The 15,013-nt window shown below is 63.1% G+C and carries 12 protein-coding genes; 4 read left to right on the plus strand and 8 right to left on the minus strand.

Translation table 11 applies throughout. The features are described from left to right. Positions 1–130 precede the first annotated feature (130 nt). Positions 131–778, plus strand: a complete 648-nt coding sequence (locus tag AYK65_RS02775; RefSeq protein WP_046119909.1) for a response regulator transcription factor — start codon at positions 131–133, stop codon at positions 776–778. 49 nt (positions 779–827) lie between these two features. Here AYK65_RS02775 and AYK65_RS02780 read toward each other — a convergent pair whose 3' ends face one another. After that, positions 828–4,334, minus strand: coding sequence for a PAS domain-containing hybrid sensor histidine kinase/response regulator (locus tag AYK65_RS02780; RefSeq protein WP_046119908.1), 3,507 nt, complete (start codon positions 4,332–4,334; stop codon positions 828–830). A 250-nt stretch (positions 4,335–4,584) separates the two neighbouring features. Here AYK65_RS02780 and mscL point away from each other — a divergent pair, with 250 nt between their 5' ends. From mscL to galE, 3 genes are all read left to right on the plus strand, one after another. Continuing rightward, the gene (gene mscL, locus AYK65_RS02785) at positions 4,585–5,016 is read left to right on the plus strand and encodes a large conductance mechanosensitive channel protein MscL (protein WP_026613303.1); all 432 of its coding nucleotides are present in this window, start codon (positions 4,585–4,587) and stop codon (positions 5,014–5,016) included. 134 nt (positions 5,017–5,150) lie between these two features. Beyond that, on the plus strand, positions 5,151–6,317 hold the full coding sequence (locus AYK65_RS02790) for a pyridoxal phosphate-dependent aminotransferase (protein ID WP_081157885.1): 1,167 nt from the start codon (positions 5,151–5,153) through the stop codon (positions 6,315–6,317). A 158-nt stretch (positions 6,318–6,475) separates the two neighbouring features. After that, positions 6,476–7,504 carry a UDP-glucose 4-epimerase GalE gene (gene galE, locus AYK65_RS02795; RefSeq protein ID WP_046119907.1) on the plus strand — a complete coding sequence of 343 codons (1,029 nt, stop codon included), beginning with the start codon at positions 6,476–6,478 and terminating at the stop codon, positions 7,502–7,504. Between the two features lie 22 nt (positions 7,505–7,526). On the opposite strand, the gene AYK65_RS02800 is transcribed toward galE, so the two are convergent. From AYK65_RS02800 to AYK65_RS02830, 7 genes are all read right to left on the minus strand, one after another. Next, positions 7,527–7,832, minus strand: coding sequence for a chorismate mutase family protein (locus AYK65_RS02800; protein ID WP_046119906.1), 306 nt, complete (start codon positions 7,830–7,832; stop codon positions 7,527–7,529). Between the two features lie 587 nt (positions 7,833–8,419). Then, positions 8,420–9,424, minus strand: a complete 1,005-nt coding sequence (gene cydB, locus AYK65_RS02805) for a cytochrome d ubiquinol oxidase subunit II (protein WP_026613298.1) — start codon at positions 9,422–9,424, stop codon at positions 8,420–8,422. Next, complete coding sequence (locus AYK65_RS02810) at positions 9,414–10,829, minus strand: cytochrome ubiquinol oxidase subunit I (protein WP_046119904.1); 1,416 nt, start codon at positions 10,827–10,829, stop codon at positions 9,414–9,416. Before AYK65_RS02810 ends, cydB begins: the two co-directional genes overlap by 11 nt. Positions 10,830–11,368: 539 nt before the next feature. Further along, positions 11,369–12,538 carry a M20 aminoacylase family protein gene (locus tag AYK65_RS02815; RefSeq protein WP_081157886.1) on the minus strand — a complete coding sequence of 390 codons (1,170 nt, stop codon included), beginning with the start codon at positions 12,536–12,538 and terminating at the stop codon, positions 11,369–11,371. 1 nt (position 12,539) lies between these two features. Next, positions 12,540–13,364, minus strand: coding sequence for an ABC transporter permease (locus AYK65_RS02820; protein WP_026613295.1), 825 nt, complete (start codon positions 13,362–13,364; stop codon positions 12,540–12,542). Further along, positions 13,361–14,086, minus strand: coding sequence for an ABC transporter permease (locus AYK65_RS02825; RefSeq protein ID WP_046119903.1), 726 nt, complete (start codon positions 14,084–14,086; stop codon positions 13,361–13,363). The genes AYK65_RS02820 and AYK65_RS02825 overlap by 4 nt, the downstream gene beginning before the upstream one ends. Positions 14,087–14,198: 112 nt before the next feature. Continuing rightward, on the minus strand, positions 14,199–14,981 hold the full coding sequence (locus tag AYK65_RS02830; RefSeq protein WP_081157887.1) for a transporter substrate-binding domain-containing protein: 783 nt from the start codon (positions 14,979–14,981) through the stop codon (positions 14,199–14,201). Between the last annotated feature and the right edge of the window lie 32 nt (positions 14,982–15,013).

Consider the following 15,013-nt stretch of genomic DNA (forward strand, 5'->3'; position numbering starts at 1 on the left):
ATGTTTTTATCCTTAAATCGGCGACGATTTAAGGAAACATGCAGTGAGACTGTTGCAGTGATCCATTGCGCTCCGACGAAGCGCGGCGCTGCAAGATCGCAGACTGAGGCTCTTGGGAGGGGGCGTCACTATGCCGGAAATGACCATCATCATCGCCGATGACCATCCACTTTTTCGCGGCGCGATGCGCCAGGCGTTGGGCGGCATGTCCGGTGCGCCGGCCGTCATCGAGGCAGGGGATTTTGCCGCCGCGCGCAAGGCAGCGGCCGAAAACCCGGATGCCGACCTGATGCTTCTCGACCTATCCATGCCGGGCGTCAGCGGTCTCTCCGGGCTGATTGCCATGCGTGCGGAGTTCCCGAGCCTGCCTTTGATGATCGTCTCGGCCCATGACGACCCGGCAACCGTCCATCGCGCGATCGATCTCGGCGCAGCCGGTTTCCTTTCCAAATCCGCCGGGATCGACGAGATCCGCGAAGGCATCGAGAAGGTCATGGCGGGCGAAGTTTTCGTTCCGGCCGGCTATGACCAGAACCAGGAATATGAACCGGAGGTCGCCGACCTCATGCACCGGTTGCAGACGCTCACGCCGCAGCAATCGCGCGTGCTCTCGATGCTCGCCGAGGGCCTGCTGAACAAACAGATCGCCTACGAGCTCGGCGTCTCCGAGGCGACCATCAAGGCGCATGTTTCGGCGATCCTGTTGAAGCTCAATGTCGACAGCCGTACCCAAGCCGTCATCCAGCTTTCCAAGCTCGGGACGGTTGCGGCAGCGTGAGGCGCCGCTCCTGTCATTGACGATTTTTGCCCCCATCCGCTGCCGGCACCTACTCCGCCGCCGCGCGCGCGGCCGCGGCAAGCTGGGTGAGCCAGGCGCGTAGCGCGGCCGGACGCACTGGCTTGTGCTGTAGCGAGACACCGTCGCGCTCGGCGGCGCCGCGCACTTCGGGAGTGCGGTCGGCGGTCACCATCAAGGCCGGAACGCTCTCGTCCCACAGCTCGCGAATGCGCGCGATCGCATCGATCCCGGTGCCGTCGCCGAGATGATAGTCGGCGACGATAGCGTCCGGCCGCATGCTCAGCCTGTCGGGCCCCATTTCAGAGCAGGCGGCAAGCGACTCGGCCGTCGTGACGACGCAACCCCAGCCGCTTAAGAGCAGCGCCATGCCTTCGAGGATCTTCGGCTCGTTGTCGATGCAGATGACGGTGAGGCCGGTCAATGCGTCGTTTGCCTTCGCCGCCGCGACGGGTTGTGGTTTTGGCCGTTCGCCGGCGCTCGTGTCGAGCGGCACCGCGACCTTGAAGCCGGTGCCTTTGCCCGGCTTCGATTGCAGGCTGACCGGGTGATTGAGCACGCGGGAGATGCGGTCGACGATGGAGAGGCCGAGCCCGAGCCCGGAAGCGGTACGCGCGCCCTCGTCGAGGCGCGCGAATTCCTTGAACACCGTGCGGAATTTCGAGGAAGGAATGCCGATGCCGGAATCGAGCACTTCGACCGTCGCCGTCTGTCCCTGTCGGCGCACCCCGACGAGCACCTTTCCCTGCAGCGTATATTTCACGGCATTCGAGACGAGGTTCTGGATGACGCGACGCAAGAGATTCGGATCGCTGCGCACGGTGAGCGATGTGGGCAAGACGACGAGCTTGATGTTCTTTGCCCGCGCCATCGGCGCGAAATCGGTCTCGATGCGCCTGAGCAGCTCGTTGAGCGGCACGGATTGCAGCCGCGGCTTCATCGCGCCGGTGTCGAGCCGCGAGATGTCGAGCACGGCGCCGAGAATGGCCTCGACCGACTCGAGCGAGGAATCGATATTCTGCACCAGCGCCCTGTTGTCGGAATCGCCGAGGCGCTCGACGAGCGAGGAGGAGTAAAGCCGAGCCGCATTCAGCGGCTGCAGGATGTCGTGGCCGGCCGCCGCGAAGAAACGGGTCTTGCCGATATTGGCCTCTTCGGCGGCGGCACGCGCCTCGGCGAGCTCGCGATTGACGCGCGTCAGTTCGCCCGTCCGCTCGGCGACGCGCAGCTCCAGGGTTTCATTCGCCTGTTTGAGCGCCATGTCGGCAGCGACGCGCTGGGTGATATCGGTATAGGTGGTGACGATGCCCTTGTCGGGCATCGCATTGGTTCTGACTTCGATGATGCGCTCGCCCCCCGAAAGTTCGAGCAGGAAGGGCTTGTCGAGCGTCAGGAAGTTGGCGACGAGCGCCTTTTCCTCGTCCTTGCGGATATCGCCGCGCCGGGCGAGGATCGCGACGATGTCGGCGAGCGGAAAACCGACCTGACCGGTTGCTTCCGGCAGGTCGAGCAGCTCGCGGAAACGGCGGTTCCAGATGATCAGATTGTTGGCGTTGTCGAAGACGGCGATGCCTTGGTCCATCTGTGACAACGCCGTTTGCAGCATGTCCTGATTATATTGGAGCGCCTCGCTCGCCTGATCGAGCAGCCAGGCCGTGTCCGAGGAAGTGTCGTCCATCCGCTGCAAGACGAGCGAGAGCACGAGGCGCGCCGAGGAGGAGCCGATGGCACTGCCGAGCAATTGTTCGGAGAAATGGACAAGGGCCATGTCGGCCGAGGTGTTGTCGTCCAGCCAGCGGCCGGATTGCTGCTCATAGGTATGGAAGGAGCGCTGCATGCGCTCCTCGCCCATATAGCGGGCGATCGTCGTCTTCAAGTCGCGCACCGTCACCTTGGTCTTGCGACCGCGGAAGGTTCGTTCGGTGCGTGAACGGCGCGTGATGAAGACGCCGGCCTGGAAGCGCTCGAGCGGCTTAGGGGCGCGCGTCAGCGAGCCCAGCACATAAGCCGTCACATTGACGAGTAGGCTGAGGGCCGTCGCGTTGACGAGCGGATCGGATTGCGGGCCTGAGAAGAGTTCGGTGAAGGGGAAGAGAAAGCTCAGGATCGTCGAGGCTATGTGGGAATTATCCGGCCCGCCGAGGCTCGGCAGAAACAGGACATAGGCCCAGACGAGAAAGCCGCTGACCATTCCGGCGATTGCGCCGCGGGCATTGGCCTGCCGCCATACGAGACCGCCGAGGAGCGCCGGTGCCATCTGCGCGATCGCGGCGAAGGAGAGCAGGCCGAGCGAGGCGAGCCCCGCGCTGATGTCGGCCGCGCGATAGTATCCGTAGCCGAGAAGCAGGACGACGAAGATCGCCGTCCGGCGGATATTGAGCAGCGTACCGGCCATGTCCTCCTGGAGCGAGCCGCGCGTGCCGAGGCGGCGGCGCAGAAACACTGGCATCACGATGTCGTTGGAGACCATGATCGATAGCGCGACCGAAGCGACGATCACCATGGCGGTCGCCGCCGAGAAGCCGCCGATGAAGGTGAAGAGCGTGATGAGCGGCACGTCGCCGGCAAGCGGCAGGGCCAGGAGATAGAGGTCCGCATTGCCGGAGCCTGAGAATGTCAGGACGCCGGCGATCGCGATCGGCAGCACGAAGAGGTTGATGGCGATCAGATAGAGCGGGAAGAGGATGCCGGCGGTGCGCAGTTCTGTTTCCGTGCGGTTTTCCACGACAGTCACGTGGAACTGCCGCGGAAGCATGATGATCCCGAATGCGGAAAGGCCGATCAGCAGGATCCAGCGCGCGACCGGCGTCTGGTATTCGAGCGCGGAAAGCACGGCGGGGCTTTGCTGGGCCTCGGCCCACAGATTCGCAGGTCCCTCGAACAGCACGAAAACGATGTAGATGCCCACCGTGAGCATCGCCACCAGCTTCACCACCGACTCCATCGCAATGGCGAGGATCAAGCCGTCCTGATGTTCGGTTGCATCCGTGTGGCGCGTGCCGAAGACGATCGCGAAACAGGCGAGGAAGAGCGTGACCAGGAGCGGCAGGTCGATGAAGTTCTGGCCCGATCCTATGCCGTAGTCGCTCGTGTCGATCATTGTGGCGACCGAGCTCGAGACCGCCTTGAGCTGAAGCGCGATATAGGGAATGGCGCCGACCAGCGAGATCAGCGCGACGATCGCCGCGACCGCCGGGTTCTTGCCGTAGCGCGCGGCCACGAAGTCGGCGACCGAGGTCAGCCTTTCGGTCTTGGCGAGTCGGACGATGCGGCGGATGAGCGGCATGCCGAGCGTGAACATCAGGATCGGGCCGATGTAGATCCCGGTGAATTCGAGCCCGCGCTCGGCCGCAAGCCCGACGCCGCCGAAGTAGGTCCAGGACGTGCAGTAGATCGCAAGGCTCAGCGCATAGACCAGCGGCCGGCCCTTGCTGGCAATTTTGTTGCGTCTGGCTCGCCGGTCGCCATAGCTTGCGACTGCGAAGAGCAGCAGCAGATAGGCGAAGGCCGAGGCAAAAATGACTGAACCCGAAAGCATGCCTCACTCCTCCGTGGGGCAGCATAGGGCAAGTCCATTTCGTTGGAAATTGCCGGCCCATCAGTCTTAAGTACAAGACTGGCAGCGCGTCGCCCGCTTCGCACGCAACAATCGCAGCAATCGGTTGGGTGCAATTTGACCGAAGACAAAGGCCGGTTCCATCGCGCCGCCCTTTGGTCTAAATTCCTAACCAGCGGTTGCCGCGCGGCAGTGCTGCGATCGTTCTTAACGGGGAGCCACGGAGAGAGGCATGCTGAACGAATTCAAGGAGTTTATCGCCCGCGGCAATGTGATGGATCTTGCAGTCGGCGTGATCATCGGCGCCGCCTTCAGCAAAATCGTTGATTCGGTAGTCAACGACCTCGTCATGCCGATCGTCGGCGCGATCACCGGCGGCGGCTTCGACTTCTCCAACTATTTCCTGCCGCTTTCCGCCAACGTAACTGCGCCGACGCTGGCCGCTGCCCGCCAGCAGGGCGCCGTCTTTGCCTATGGCAATTTCATCACTGTGCTTATCAACTTCCTGATCCTTGCCTGGATCATCTTCCTCCTGATCAAGATCGTGAATCGCCTGCGTGCGTCGATCGAGAGGGAAAAGACGCCGGCGCCGGCTGCGCCGCCGCCGCAGGACGTCCTGTTGCTATCGGAAATTCGCGATCTCCTGAAGCAGCAGCGCGCCTAAGCCTCGCTTGGGCGAGCGCCGGCGCGGGCGCAGGCCCGCGAAACATCACGGAAATCGATAAATAGGTCAGAGAAAATCGCGTGATCGTCGACGCCAAAGCGTCTAGAACCGCCGGGCAATCAGGGAACCTGCCGATGACGATCATGACCAGCCTCAGTCCCCGCGCCCTTTCGGCGCCCGAAAGCGGCATCGTCGAGGTGGTGAACTATGCGCGCGGCCGCGAGGGACTCATCCCCCTCTGGGTCGGCGAGGGCGATCTTCCGACGCCGGCCTTCGTCAGCCGCGCGGCGGCAGACGCGCTGATGGCGGGCGAGACCTTTTATACGTGGCAACGCGGCATTCCGCCGCTGCGCGAGGCGCTAGCCCGCTATTACCAGCGCCGCTTCCAAAAGATGCTGTCGCCCGAGAATTTCTATGTGACCGGTTCGGGCATGCAGGCGATCAAGCTGGCGATCGAGGCGGTCGCCTCGCCCGGCGAGGAGATGGTGCTTTTGACCCCGGCCTGGCCGAACTTCGCGGCCGCGGCGGATCTCTCCGGCGTCCGTCCGATCGCCGTGCCGCTCACATTCGAGAACGGCAAATGGCAGCTCGATCTCGACAGGCTGGAGGCCGCGATCGGAGAGAAGACGCGGGCGCTATTTATCAACACGCCGTCGAATCCGACGGGCTGGACGGCGACGCATGACGATCTGCAGGCCATTCTATCGCTGGCGCGCAAGCACGGCATCTGGATCATCGCCGACGAGATCTACGCGCTCTACCACTATCTCGGCGGACGGGCGCCGTCGTTCCTCGACGTCATGGAGGAGGATGATCGCATCCTCTTCGTCAACTCCTTTTCCAAGAACTGGTCGATGACCGGCTGGCGCGTCGGATGGATCGTCGCACCGCCGGCGATGGGGCAGGTGCTCGAAAATCTGATTCAGTATTCGACTTCGGGCGTTGCGCAGTTCATGCAGCGCGGCGCGGTTGTCGCCCTCGACGAGGGGGATGGCTTCGTCGACGAGAACGTCGCCAAGGCAAAGCGCAACCGCGATCTCTTCTGCGATGCGCTGATCGCGACCAATCGCGTCGAAACGCTCAAGCCCGACGGTGCGCTCTACGCTTTCCTGAAGATCGACGGCGTCACCGACTCCCGCCGTACGGCTCTCGACATCGTCGACAAGACCGGTGTCGGGCTCGCTCCGGGAACCGCCTTCGGCGAGGGCGGAGCGCTCTTCATGCGCGCCTGTTTCCTGCGGGATCCCGCCCAGATCGCGGAGGCCGCGGAGCGTCTTCGCGCCTATATTCTCAGCCGCTGACGATCGATCGATAAGATTTAAGCGATTGAGGAGGCGGCGGCTTAACCACGGTACCGAGAATAGGTGGTCCTGACCGGCGAGAAGCGGTCCGATTTACCAATTCTGAAAGCAGCGCTCGGCTTTTCTCTTCCTATGTTCGATGGGATGGGAAGCGGGTAATGGCCGTATTGGTGACGGGCGGGGCGGGTTATATCGGCAGCCACATGGTGTGGTCCTTGCTTGACGCGGGCGAAGCCGTGGTGGTGCTCGATTTCCTGTCGACCGGCTTTCGCTGGGCCGTGGCACCGGAGGCGCGTTTCTATTTCGGCGATGTCGGCGACCGGGCGCTGCTTCAGCGGATATTCGCCGAAAACGACATCGACTCGGTCGTGCATTTCGCTGGATCGGCGGTCGTGCCGGAGTCGGTCGCCAGACCGCTTGCCTATTACGAAAACAACACGGCGAATACCCGCACGCTCGTCGCCGCGACGATAGAGGCCGGTGTTCGCCACTTCGTCTTCTCGTCGACCGCCGCTGTCTATGGAACCCAGGACACGCCGGATCCGGTCAAGGAAACGGCGACCTTGCGCCCCGAGAGCCCCTACGGCCGGTCCAAGCTGATGTCGGAGATGATGCTGCACGATGCTGCGGCAGCGCATGACTTCAGCTTCGTGGCGCTGCGCTACTTCAATGTGGCGGGCGCCGACCCGCTCGGCCGTGCGGGGCAGTCGACGCTCGGCGCCACGCATCTGATCAAGATCGCCTGCGAAGCAGCCCTCGGCAAGCGCCGCAAGGTCGATGTGTTCGGGACCGACTACCCGACGGCGGACGGCACCGGCGTGCGCGACTACATCCACGTCAGCGACCTGGTGGCCGCACACAGGAACGCCCTCCGATATCTTCGCCGCGGCGGCGAGCCGCTCGTCAGCAATTGCGGCTATGGGGAAGGCTTCTCGGTGCTCGAGGTTCTCGATGCCGTGCGGCAGGTTTCCGGTCGCGATTTTCCCGTCGACTACGCGCCCCGGCGCCCGGGCGATCCTGCGCAAGTCGTCGCGGACCCTACCGTCGCGCGGCTTAAGCTCGAATGGGTGCCGACCCATGCGAGCCTGGAACATATCGTCCAGAGCGCTTTCGACTGGGAGGGACATGTCGGCCGCAAGAACAGCTTCGACGACGAGAAAGACGGGCGGCTCGTCGCCAGCGGCTGAAGCGCTCACGCAGTGAGCAACGTCAAGACTCGTCCTCGCCGAGCAGTTTGCGCTCATGTGCGATGGCGTGATCGATGAGCTCAGACCACAGGCGCTCGTAGAAGTCGGGTGCTAGGCCGAGATCGATCGCATTCCTGCGCGCGTTTTCCCGGACCTCGGCGACCCGCCCAGGGATGTCCGCCTTCAGTTTCAACGGCCGCTTGATCTCGGCGGCACGCTCGATATAGCCCCAACGCTCGGCAAACAGCTCCATCAGTGCGCGGTCGAGCCGATCAATCTCGGCGCGCACGTCCGCCATGGTCGTACATTCTGCGGGGGTTTTCTGCATATCCGGCTCCTCGCGAGGCGGCTTCCGGCCCCGGCGGTTCGTTCGGCCGCACTGCTAGCAAAGGGGAGACTGGCTGAGAAGGGGTAAAACGGCCGCAGTGTGGGAGGTGTGATCGTTGCGGCTATTGTGGCGCGCTCTGTCGCCCTCACATCCGTCATCCTCGGGTCAAGCCCGAGGATGACGAAAAACTAAGTGATTGACGGCGTAACGTCGATAGTGCGCGGTGGCAGAGGCCTTCCAAAATAGCCCACTGGTCACCTCGGCGGGCAATCGCCGACGGAGCAGGGTGCGGTCCTGTCTCCGTCCAGCGATCGCCTGCCGACGTGTAGGAAGATATTGCTTTCGCAAGCTTGAGCGGAGCTTTCTCTCCCTAGAGCAATTCCAGGAAAAAAGTGTGTAACCGTTTTCCGTCCGGAATTACGTCCTTTCAAAGGGTTAGATCATTTCACTGTTTCGGTGAAGCAACGAAATGATCTAACCGCCGAGCACGAGCTTGATCGCCAGGCCGACGATGCTGACCGCGACGACGCCCGCCGCCCAGAGGCCGACGAACCAGAGAAGCTTTCTGGCAAGCCCGTCCGAACGCATCAATGGTAGCCCTCCTCCGGATCGACCTTGCCGCGGAAGACCCAATAGGCATAGCCGGTGTAGGCCAGGATGATCGGCACCAGCACGAGCGCGCCGACGAGCAGGAAGGCGAGGCTGTCGTCAGGAGCCGCGGCGTCCCAGATGGTCAGCGACGGCGGCACGATGTAGGGAAAGAAGCTGATACCGATGCCGATATAGCCGAGCAGGAAAAGCCCGAGGGCGGCGAGGAACGGCTGGACGTCGTGCCGGTCGCGGATGCCCGTGAGGAGCAGATAAAGGCAACCGAGGACCAGCAGCGGTACGATCAGACTGAAGATTGCCGTCGGCCAGCCGAACCAGCGCTCGAGATAGACGGGCTCGAGGAACGGCGTCCAGAGGCTGACGATCCCCATGGCTGCGACCGTCGCGAAAGAGCATCTGAGCGCGATGCCGCGCGCGCGTTCGGCGAGATCGCCATGGGTCTTCATCGCCAGCCAGGTCGAGCCGAGCAGCGCGTAGCCGACGACGATCGCGATGCCGGTTACGGTGGAAAACGGCGTCAGCCAATCCCACCAGCCGCCGACATAGGTGCGGTTTTCGACCGGAATACCCTGGACCAATGCACCGAGCGCCAGCCCTTGAGCGAAGGCCGCGAGCATTGAGCCGCCGGCAAAGGCCCAGTTCCACAGGAATTCGCCGCGTCGCGTGCGCCAGCGATATTCGAAGGCGACGCCGCGGAAAATGAGCCCGATGAGCATGGCGATGATCGGTGCGTAAAGTGCCGGCAGGACCGTCGCATAGGCGAGGGGGAACACCGCCATCAGGCCGCCGCCTCCGAGCACCAGCCAGGTCTCGTTGCCATCCCAGACGGGGGCGACGGAGTTCATCATCACGTCGCGGTCGTGCTTCTCCGGGAACAGCGGGAAAAGAATGCCGACGCCGAGGTCGAAACCATCGAGAACGACATAGGCGAGAACCGCGAAGGCGATCAGTGCGGCCCAGATAAACGGCAGATCAAAGTCCATGATGGCCTCCATGGGGCTTGGCCGCTGCCGGGCCGGGGGTGACGCCGGCGGTTCGCAACGGTCCCTCGTCGAGTTCCGGCATCGTGTCGCGTGGCAGGCGCGCCATCAGACGCAGGATGTAGAAGGTGCCGGCGCCGAAGACGAGGAAATAGACGATGATGAAGGCGACGAGCGAAGCGCCGACGGCTGGGGCCCCGATCGGGGAGATCGAATCGGCCGTCAGCATGTGACCGTAGATCGTGTAGGGTTGGCGCCCGACCTCGGTGGTGATCCAGCCGGCCAGCACCGCCACGAAGCCCGCCGGTCCCATGAGCACCGCCGTGCGATGAAGCCACACGCTCGTGTCGAGCGTGCCGCGATAACGACACCAGAGGCTCCAAAGCCCGATCCCGAGCATGGCGAAGCCGATCGCCACCATGACGCGGAACGACCAGAAGATGATCGCGACCGGCGGATGCAGTTCCTTGGGCACCGTATCGAGGCCGGCGAGCGGCGCATTGAGGTCGTGTTTCAGGATGAGGCTGCCGAGTTTCGGGATTTCGACGGCGTAGTCGATCCGCTGCTCGGCGGAGTTCGGAATGCCGAACAGGATCAGCGGGGCGCCGTTCTCGTGGCTATGATAGTGACCCTCCATACCCATGATCTTGGCCGGCTGGTGTTCGAGCGTATTGAGACCGTGCTGGTCGCCGGCGAAGATTTGGATCGGCGCTACGATCGCCGCCATCCACATGGCCATGGAGAACATGGTGCCCGCCCGCCGCGGCGCCGTGTTGCGCAAGAGATGCCAGGCTCCGCAGGCGCCGACCACGAATGCCGTAGTCAGATAGGCAGCCAGCACCATGTGCACGAGGCGATAGGGGAAGGAAGGATTGAAGATCACCGCCCACCAGTCGGCGGGAACGAACTGGCCTGCCTCGTTCATCGCGAAGCCGGCCGGCGTCTGCATCCAGGAATTCACGGCCAGAATCCAGGTCGCCGAAATCAGCGTGCCGAGTGCGACCATTGCCGTTGCCAGAAAGTGCAGTCGCGGGCCGACCCGGTTGAGCCCGAACAGCATCACGCCGAGGAAGCCGGCTTCGAGGAAGAAGGCTGTCAGCACCTCGTAGCCCATGAGCGGACCGATGACCGGTCCCGCCTTGTCGGAAAACACGCTCCAGTTGGTGCCGAACTGGTACGACATCACGATGCCCGAGACGACGCCCATGCCGAAGGCGACTGCGAAGATGGTCTTCCAGAAGTTGAAGAGCTCCCGATAGACCTCATCCTTCTTCCACAGCCAAAGCCCTTCCAGGACGGCCAAATAGCTGGCAAGCCCGATGGAGAAGGCTGGAAAGATGATGTGGAACGAGACCGTGAAGGCGAACTGGATGCGTGCAAGCAGAGTTGCATCGAAGGCTTCAAACACGGCGCGATCCTTTCAGGCGGAACCCATCAGGCAAGGTTTGAGCGCGGGATGGGGATCCGTATCCGCATCGTCGCCCATCGGCGCCGCTCGACGCTCGACGCCGTCATTTCATCGTGTGATTGAATCTGATGCAAAATTGCCAAACGTCAATGACAGGCGGATCGCCACGTTGTCACACTGCGGCAATCTTTCGCCTGCGGCATTTTGGACGTGGGATGCCTACTGCATGTTTCCTTAAATCGGATACGATTTAAGGAAAAAACATCCAGCACTTCAAAGTGTTACAGCGACCTTTGCGCGTCCGATTGGACGCGCGGCGCTGTAAAGCGCGTCGCGTTCAATCGAATTCATGCGACGCGCTTCAGGTCCTTGTTTTTGTGCATGTCGTTGTCCCAAAACCGCTGCACACTTTTAGGCGACATGCGTTAGATCACGATGATTTTAGGTCGGATCGACCTAAAATCATGAACGTGATCGATTCTAATAAAATTAGCGCGGGATGCGGGCGGAAAACCGCCCACACTTTTCCTCATCCCGCGCTACTCTCGCGCGAGATACGCCTCGGCAAGTTCGGTCCAGAAGGCAGCGCCGATCGGCAGGAGGTCGTCGTTGAAGTTGTAGCCGGGATGATGGAGCGGCTTTTCCTCGCCGGTCACGCGTGATCCGAGGAAGAAGTAGGTGCCCGGCCTTTCTTTCAGCATATAGGCGAAGTCCTCGCTGCCCATGAACGGCCGCGCGAGATCGACCACACTGTCGGGCCCGGCAAAACGGATGGCGAGATCGCGGACGAAATCGGTCTCCGCCTTGTGGTTGATCGTCGCGTCGTAACTGCGCTGGTAGTCGACCGTCGCGCGCATGCCGAAGCTTTGTGCCTGTGCCTCGGCGATCATCCGGATGCGGCGCTCGAGCTCGTCGCGAACGGCCGGCTCGAAGGAGCGGATGCCGACGACGATCTCGGCTCTTTCCGGGATGATATTGCTTGCCGAGCCCGCGTGGAACGAGCCGACGGTGACGACGGTCGGATCCATCGGGTGGATGTTGCGGGACACGATCGTTTGCAGTGCCATGACGATGCTCGCGCCGCAGACGATCGGATCGGCCGTCTCCTGCGGCTCGGCGCCGTGGCCGCCGCGGCCGTGGACGGTGATCCGCGCCTCGTCGACGGCGGCTCCGATCGGCCCTTCGCGCAACGCGAACTGACCGAAGGGCAGGCTCGGCTCGTTGTGGAGCGCGAAAACGGCGTCGCACGGGAATCGATCGAAAAGCCCTTCCTCGATCATGATCTTCGCGCCGCCGAAATTCTCCTCGGCCGGCTGAAAGATGAGGTGGATCGTACCGTTGAAATTCTTCCGCTCGGCAAGCGCGCGGGCCGCACCCAGGAGCATCGCCGTGTGGCCGTCGTGGCCGCAGGCATGCATCAGCCCCGGCGTGTTGCTGGCGTAGTCTAGGCCGGTTTCCTCGTGGATCGGCAATGCGTCGATATCGGCGCGGATGCCGATCGAGCGGGAGCCGGTGCCACAGATGAGCGTGCCGACCACTCCGGTTTTCGCCAAACCGGTCGTCACCGTATAGCCGAGCGCCTCGAGATGGCGGGCGATGAACGCGGAGGTTCGCGTCTCTTCGAGTCCGAGTTCGGGATGGGCATGCAGGTCGCGGCGGATGGCGACCAATTCCGGCATGGCATTGCTGATGGCGGCGGAGAGCTTCATGTCAGGCACCACGGGTGGGAATGCGGTTTTCGAAATAGCGGAAGGCGACGACGAGGATGCCGGTGAGGCACATATAGATGAGCGCGAGCAGGAGTAGCGGCTCGTAGGTCAGGTAGGTTTCCTGCCGCACCTTGGAGATCACCGCATAGACGTCGACGACGGTGATGGTCGCAACGAGAGGCGTCGACTTCAATTGCAGCACGGTCTCGCCGTTGAGCGTCGGTAGCGCTCGGTGGATCGCTCGCGGCAGCCAGATGCGCCGGAACATCGTCCAGCGTCTCATGCCATACGCGCGGGCGGCTTCCAGTTCCCCCGCAGGCACGCCCGCAAAGGCGCCGCGCATCACCTCGCCCTCATAGGCGGCGAAGGAGATGGTGAGCGCCGCCACACCATAGGGCCAGGCCTCGCGCAGGTAGGGCCAGAGAAACGAGTGGCGGATCCAAGGAAACTGCGGAAACAGCGAACCGAGGCCGTAATAGAGCAGCCAGAGCTGCAGGAGCAGCGGCGTTCCGCGAATGATGGTGCAGAAGACGCGGGCAGGAGCCTTCAGGAACCACGGACCTGTTACCTGGGCGAGGCCCAGCGGCACGGCGAGCAGGAAGCCGAGGATCGCCGTGCCGAAGAGCATAGCGAGGCTGACGAGGATGCCGGAGCCGAGTCTCGGCAGATAGCGCGGCAGCCAGTCCCAGCGCATGAAGACGGCGACCGCGACGACGAGGGCCGCGAAGACCAGCATCAGGACGATCCGATGCGGTTTGAGGAAGCTCCCCTTTTCGGGCAGGTCTTCCGGCGTGAAGGCGAGCGCATGTGTCGTTTCGTCGGTCATCTTTGCTCCGCGAAACCGCGGCGGGCATGCCGCTCGATGATGCCGATGAAGACGTTGGAAACGAGCGTCAGCGCAAGATAAAGGGTGCCGGCGGCACAGAAGAAGAGGAAATAGGCCTTGGTCGCACCGGCCGCCTGCCGTGTGACGAGCGTCAGTTCGCTGAAGCCTACGACCGCGAGCAGTGCCGTGTCCTTGGTGGCGATCAGCCAGAGATTGGCAAGGCCGGGAATGGCGTAGGGCAGCATCGCCGGCAACGTGATGCGCCTCAGAACCTTGACGGGCGACATGCCGTAGGCGCGCGCCGCCTCGATCTGCCCGGCGGGCACGGCCTTGATCGCACCCCGGAGCACCTCCGTCGAATAGGCGCCCTGCACCACCCCGATCACGAAGATGCCGGCCATCAGCCCGCTGATATCGACGGGCCCGAATCCGGCTGCGCCGAGGAGCTGGTTCAGAAGATCGGTGCCCGCATAGTAGAGGAGCAGGATGAGGACGAGTTCGGGTACGGCCCGGACGATCGTCGTGTAGCACTCCAGCAGATCGCGCAGTATCGGTCCGCCATAGAGCTTGCCGAAGGCGCCGCCGACGCCGAGCACGAGCCCGAGCGCATAGCCGCCAATGGCGATCTCGATCGAATGGAGGAAGCCCTGCAGCAGCACGCCGCCCCAGCCGGGGGCCGAGAGCGAAAGCAGGCTCCAGTTGATGAAGGAATCCGCGGCCACGGCAGCCTCTCCTTGAAGAGCGGGATGAGGAAATATGCGCGGTTCCGCCCGCGTCCCGCTCCGACACAAAATGCACAGGCCGGCGGCCGCAGGACCGCCGGCCGGCCGCGGCTCAGCCGCCGTAGATGTCGAAGTCGAAATACTTCTTCGAGAAGGTGTCGTAAGTACCGTTTTCGCGGATCGCCTTGATCGCCGCGTTGATCTTGTCCTTGAGCTCAGCCTCGCCCTTGCGCAGTCCGACGCCGACACCCGGCCCGAGAACGTCGACATCCTGAGCGACATCGCCCTTGTAATCGCAGCATTCCTTGCCCTGGTCGGTCGCGAGGAACGACTTCAGTGCGATCGCGTCGGCTTGGACGGCGTCGAGACGCCCGGCGGCAAGATCCTGGTTCGCCTCGTCCTGGGTCTGGTATTCCTTGATCTCTACGCCTGCCGGAGCAAAGTGCTTGGTGGCATAGGCCTGGTGCACCGTCGCGACCTGCACTCCGAGCGTCTTGCCGGCGAGGCCTTCGGGCGTTGGCTTGATGTCCTCGCCCTTGGTGCCGATGATGCCGGTCGGCGTGTTGTAGTATTTGTCGGAGAAGTCGATCGTCTTCAGGCGTTCGGCGGTGATCGACATCGAGCCGACGATCATGTCGATCTTCTTGGAGGTGAGCGCCGGGATGATGCCGTCCCAGGCGACGGGCGTGACCACGCAATCGAGCTTGGCCTCGGCGCAGATCGCCTTCATGAACTCGATCTCCCAGCCTTCCCAGTTACCGCTAGCATCGGGCGAGGTGAAGGGCGGATAGGGCTCCGCCGCGATGCCGACCTTGACCTGTTCGGCAGAGGCGGCGGCTGCGCCGGTGATCGCAAGAGCGGCGGCGAACGCCAGGAGCTTCAATGTTTTCTTCATGCTGTTCCCTTTTTTGGTTGTTGAGCATTGCG

This window comes from Ensifer aridi (assembly GCF_002078505.1).
Classification (GTDB): domain Bacteria; phylum Pseudomonadota; class Alphaproteobacteria; order Rhizobiales; family Rhizobiaceae; genus Sinorhizobium; species Sinorhizobium aridi.

Bases quoted from the DNA above. Each gene is read 5' to 3' on its own strand.
- AYK65_RS02775 (WP_046119909.1), top strand. From the start codon at position 131: ATGCCGGAAATGACCATCATCATCGCCGATGACCATCCACTTTTTCGC.
- AYK65_RS02780 (WP_046119908.1), bottom strand. From the start codon at position 4,334: ATGCTTTCGGGTTCAGTCATTTTTGCCTCGGCCTTCGCCTATCTGCTG.
- mscL (WP_026613303.1), top strand. From the start codon at position 4,585: ATGCTGAACGAATTCAAGGAGTTTATCGCCCGCGGCAATGTGATGGAT.
- AYK65_RS02790 (WP_081157885.1), top strand. From the start codon at position 5,151: ATGACGATCATGACCAGCCTCAGTCCCCGCGCCCTTTCGGCGCCCGAA.
- galE (WP_046119907.1), top strand. From the start codon at position 6,476: ATGGCCGTATTGGTGACGGGCGGGGCGGGTTATATCGGCAGCCACATG.
- AYK65_RS02800 (WP_046119906.1), bottom strand. From the start codon at position 7,832: ATGCAGAAAACCCCCGCAGAATGTACGACCATGGCGGACGTGCGCGCC.
- cydB (WP_026613298.1), bottom strand. From the start codon at position 9,424: ATGGACTTTGATCTGCCGTTTATCTGGGCCGCACTGATCGCCTTCGCG.
- AYK65_RS02815 (WP_081157886.1), bottom strand. From the start codon at position 12,538: ATGAAGCTCTCCGCCGCCATCAGCAATGCCATGCCGGAATTGGTCGCC.
- AYK65_RS02820 (WP_026613295.1), bottom strand. From the start codon at position 13,364: ATGACCGACGAAACGACACATGCGCTCGCCTTCACGCCGGAAGACCTG.
- AYK65_RS02830 (WP_081157887.1), bottom strand. From the start codon at position 14,981: ATGAAGAAAACATTGAAGCTCCTGGCGTTCGCCGCCGCTCTTGCGATC.